The sequence below is a fragment of the Lutibacter sp. genome (assembly GCF_021647475.1).
Classification (GTDB): domain Bacteria; phylum Bacteroidota; class Bacteroidia; order Flavobacteriales; family Flavobacteriaceae; genus Lutibacter.
Map to the genome: position 1 here is coordinate 1 of NZ_JAKIUR010000096.1, position 4,256 is coordinate 4,256.

The 4,256-nt window shown below is 27.9% G+C and carries 3 protein-coding genes; 2 read left to right on the top strand and 1 reads right to left on the bottom strand.

Features of this window, described 5'->3' with window-relative positions; all coding sequences use genetic code 11:
* Positions 1-155: 155 nt before the first annotated feature.
* A complete protein-coding gene (ytxJ, locus tag L3J60_RS13310) occupies positions 156-554 on the bottom strand; it encodes a bacillithiol system redox-active protein YtxJ (RefSeq protein ID WP_291976056.1) in 399 nt (132 codons plus the stop codon).
* 164 nt (positions 555-718) lie between these two features.
* On the opposite strand from ytxJ, the gene clpB reads away from it, so the two are divergent.
* Positions 719-3,310, top strand: coding sequence for an ATP-dependent chaperone ClpB (gene clpB, locus L3J60_RS13315; RefSeq protein WP_291976057.1), 2,592 nt, complete (start codon positions 719-721; stop codon positions 3,308-3,310).
* A gap of 204 nt (positions 3,311-3,514) precedes the next feature.
* Positions 3,515-3,943, top strand: a complete 429-nt coding sequence (locus tag L3J60_RS13320) for an Hsp20/alpha crystallin family protein (protein WP_291976058.1) — start codon at positions 3,515-3,517, stop codon at positions 3,941-3,943.
* The last annotated feature ends 313 nt before the right edge of the window (positions 3,944-4,256 follow it).

Below are 4,256 nucleotides of genomic sequence, written 5' to 3' on the forward strand. Positions count from 1 at the left end.
AGCTTTTGCTGCTGTTAATAGACAAACACCCTATGTGAACACTTTAAAATTTGTTGCTTAAATAAACGAAATTTTATTTGGTACTGTCATAGAATACAGGCAGGCTCAGCATGACGTTGTTTTTTATTATTGCTAATTATAACTTTAGATAGAAATTAATTTAATTTTAAAACATCTTTAATAGCACTAACATCAATTTGTTGATGTGATGCGTGGTAAATTACTTCTTCATTAAATAAAATAATTACTTGAGGTGATTGATGACGTACATTAAATTTACTTTCAATTTCATTAGAAATAGCTCTAAAAGTTAATATATCCAAAAAATATAATTGTAATTTTTCTGAAGGAATATCATATTCTTTTTCAAAATTTTTAAGAACAAATCTGCTAATACCACATCGAGTACTATGTTTAAATATTAAAACAGGAGTTATTTTAGATTCAGATAAAATCGTTGCTAATTGATTATTTTCTACTAATGGAATCCAGTTTATTGTTTTAGATTCATCATAATTATGTTTACTTTTAAATGTACTATTAAATAATCCCATAGTTTTATTTTATGTGTAAGTCGTTATCTTTAATGATAACTTTCTGCAAAGACAAAATGTCGTTAACTCCTTTAAATATAAGACAAAATGACCGATTAATAGCTTATTTTATTCTTGGAATACATTTTGAAATGCAAATATAGAAACCTAAAAACAAAAATGATATGAACTTTAATAAATTTACCATAAAATCACAAGAAGCCATACAAGAAGCACAAAAAATTGCTCAAGGTTATGGACATCAAGAAATAGAAAACTCACACATATTACAAGCAATATTTGAAGTAGATGAAAATGTAACTCCTTTTATTCTTAAAAAATTAGGAATAAATATAGACTTACTTAAACAATTAATTATTAGAATATTAGATAGTTATGCTAAAGTTTCTGGAGGTGACAATGCTACGCTATCCAGAAATGCTTCAAAAATGCTTTCTATTGCCGAAACTGAAGCCAAAAATTTAAAGGATGAATATGTTTCTATTGAACATTTATTATTTGGAATTTTAAAAGCTAAAGATACTACTTCTCAGCTTTTAAAAGATCAGGGAGTTAATGAAAAAAACCTAAAAGCAGCCATACTTGAATTAAGGAAAGGTAGTAATGTCACTTCTCAAAGTGCAGAAGAAACCTATAATTCTTTAAATAAATATGCTCGTAACCTAAATCAATTAGTAAAAGAAGGAAAACTAGATCCAGTTATTGGTCGTGATGAAGAAATTAGAAGAATTCTTCAAATTCTTTCTCGTAGAACCAAAAATAACCCAATATTAGTAGGTGAACCTGGCACTGGTAAAACAGCTATTGCCGAGGGTTTAGCTCATAGAATTGTAAAAGGAGATATTCCTGAAAATTTAAAAAATAAACAAATTTATTCTTTAGATATGGGAGCCTTAATTGCTGGAGCTAAATATAAAGGCGAATTTGAAGAACGATTAAAATCTGTTATCAAAGAAGTAACTTCTGCAAACGGAGAAATCGTGCTTTTTATTGATGAAATTCATACCTTAGTTGGTGCTGGTGGCGGACAAGGAGCCATGGATGCGGCAAATATTTTAAAACCTGCTTTGGCTCGTGGTGAACTTAGAGCAATTGGAGCCACTACTTTAGATGAATATCAAAAATATTTTGAAAAAGATAAAGCTTTGGAACGTCGTTTTCAAAAAGTACAGGTAAATGAACCTGATACGGAAAGTGCTATTTCAATTTTAAGAGGAATAAAAGATAAATATGAAAATCATCATAAAGTACAAATTAAAGATGATGCCATTATTGCTGCTGTTGAATTATCGCAACGTTACATAACCAATCGTTTTTTGCCAGATAAAGCTATTGATTTAATGGATGAAGCTGCTGCTAAATTGCGAATGGAAATCAATTCAAAACCCGAAGAATTAGATGTTTTGGACCGAAAAATTATGCAATTAGAAATTGAACTTGAAGCTATTAAACGCGAAAAAGATGAAAAAAAGTTAAATCATCTTAAAAAAGAATTGGCTAATTTAAAAGAAGATCGTTCAAGTATAAATGCAAAATGGACTAGCGAAAAAGAATTAGTAGATAAAGTACAAGCTTGTAAAATTGCAATTGATGATTATAATGTTGAAGCTGAACAAGCACAAAGAGATGGCGATTATGGTAAAGTAGCTGAAATTAGATATGGAAAAATTCAGGAAGAAGAAAAAAAACTAAAAGAATTACAAGCTGAATTAGCTAAAAATCAAGATACTGCTTTAATTAAAGAAGAAGTAACTCGTGATGATATTGCTGAAGTTGTTGCAAAATGGACTGGAATTCCTGTAACCAAAATGCTACAAAGTGATCGTGAAAAATTATTGCATTTAGAAGATGAATTACATCATAGAGTTGTTGGTCAAAATGAAGCTATACAAGCAGTTGCTGATGCTGTAAGGCGTTCTCGTGCTGGCTTACAAGATACTAAAAAACCAATAGGAACCTTTATGTTTTTAGGAACAACAGGTGTTGGTAAAACTGAATTGGCAAAAGCATTAGCTGAATATTTATTTGATGATGAAAACTCGATGACTAGAATTGATATGAGTGAATATCAAGAACGACATGCAGTGAGTAGATTAGTTGGTGCACCTCCAGGATATGTTGGTTATGAAGAAGGTGGGCAATTAACAGAAGCTGTTAGAAGAAAACCATATTCAGTTATTTTATTAGATGAAATTGAAAAAGCACATCCTGATACTTTTAATATTTTATTGCAAGTATTAGATGAAGGACGATTAACAGATAACAAAGGAAGAATTGCAGATTTTAAAAATACCATAATTATAATGACATCAAATATGGGAGCATCTATTATTCAAGAAAAATTTGAAAATATAGATATGGAAAACAGAGATGTTATTACTCAAGTAGCAAAAGATGAAGTACTCGATTTATTGAGGAAAACTATTCGTCCTGAGTTTTTGAACCGGATTGATGAAATAATTATGTTTACGCCATTAAATAAAGAAGAAATACGTGAAATTGTTCAATTGCAATTAAATGGTTTATCTAAATTATTAAAAACTAAAGAAATTAAAATCAATTTCACAGAAGATGCAATTACAGATATTGTAAACAAAGGATTTGATCCTCAGTTTGGTGCTCGTCCTGTTAAAAGAGTTATTCAAAGAGAAGTATTAAATGAACTTTCTAAAGAAATTATTTCAGGAAAAATTACAGCAACAAGTTCTATTTTAGTAGATGCATTTGATGGTAAAATAGTATTTAGAAATCAATAAAAAAACTTTAAACAGTAAAAACTCCTTTCAGTTAAAATTGAAAGGAGTTTTTTTATAAACAACTGACAACCAACAGTCAAAAAGACATTTTTTATGACATAAAAATGAAATTTTGTCATTTTTTTTGCAATGGTATTTTTTTTGGTATATAGCTATAAAAGATATAATTATTAAACTAATGTTTAACCTTAAAAATATAAAATTATGTTAGTAAAAAGCAATCGCATTCCTGTAATGCCAAGTATTTTTGATGATTTTTTTAAAGATTGGTCATTATCTAATTATTCTGACACTAACACTACCTTACCAGCTGTTAACATTAAAGAAAATGAAAATGAATTTACAGTTGAAGTAGCTGTTCCTGGTATGGATAAAAAAGATTTTAAAATTAATTTAGATGATAATGTATTAACTATTTCATCTGAAAAAATTTATGAAAATGAAGATGAAAATGATAAATATACTCGCAAGGAATATAGTTATCAATCATTTGAAAGAAGTTTTAATTTACCAAAAGATGTTGTAAATAGCGACAAAATTACAGCTAATTACAAAAATGGAGAATTAGTAATTAATATTCCTAAAAAGGAAGAAGCAAAACCAATACCTCCAAAATTAATTGAAGTTAAGTAAAAGAAAGTAAGAGCATAATTTTATGCTCTTTTTTAATTGTTAAATTAAATAATTCTTAATTATGAAGAAGTTAATGTATATTATATTCAGTGTTTTTTTTATTTTCTAGCTGCCAAAGTCAAGTTAAAGGAAATAAAAAAATAAGAAAAGATGAAGCTATAAAACCCAAAACAAATATTGTTGTTCATATTAACAAAGAATCAATAGTTCTTTAATATTTAAAATATTTTTCGTATCTTTATGCTATGGAAAAAATAGATTTAAGAAGCGTAAAAGACCAAGAGAGAAACATCATTCGTAGAGATGCTATAAA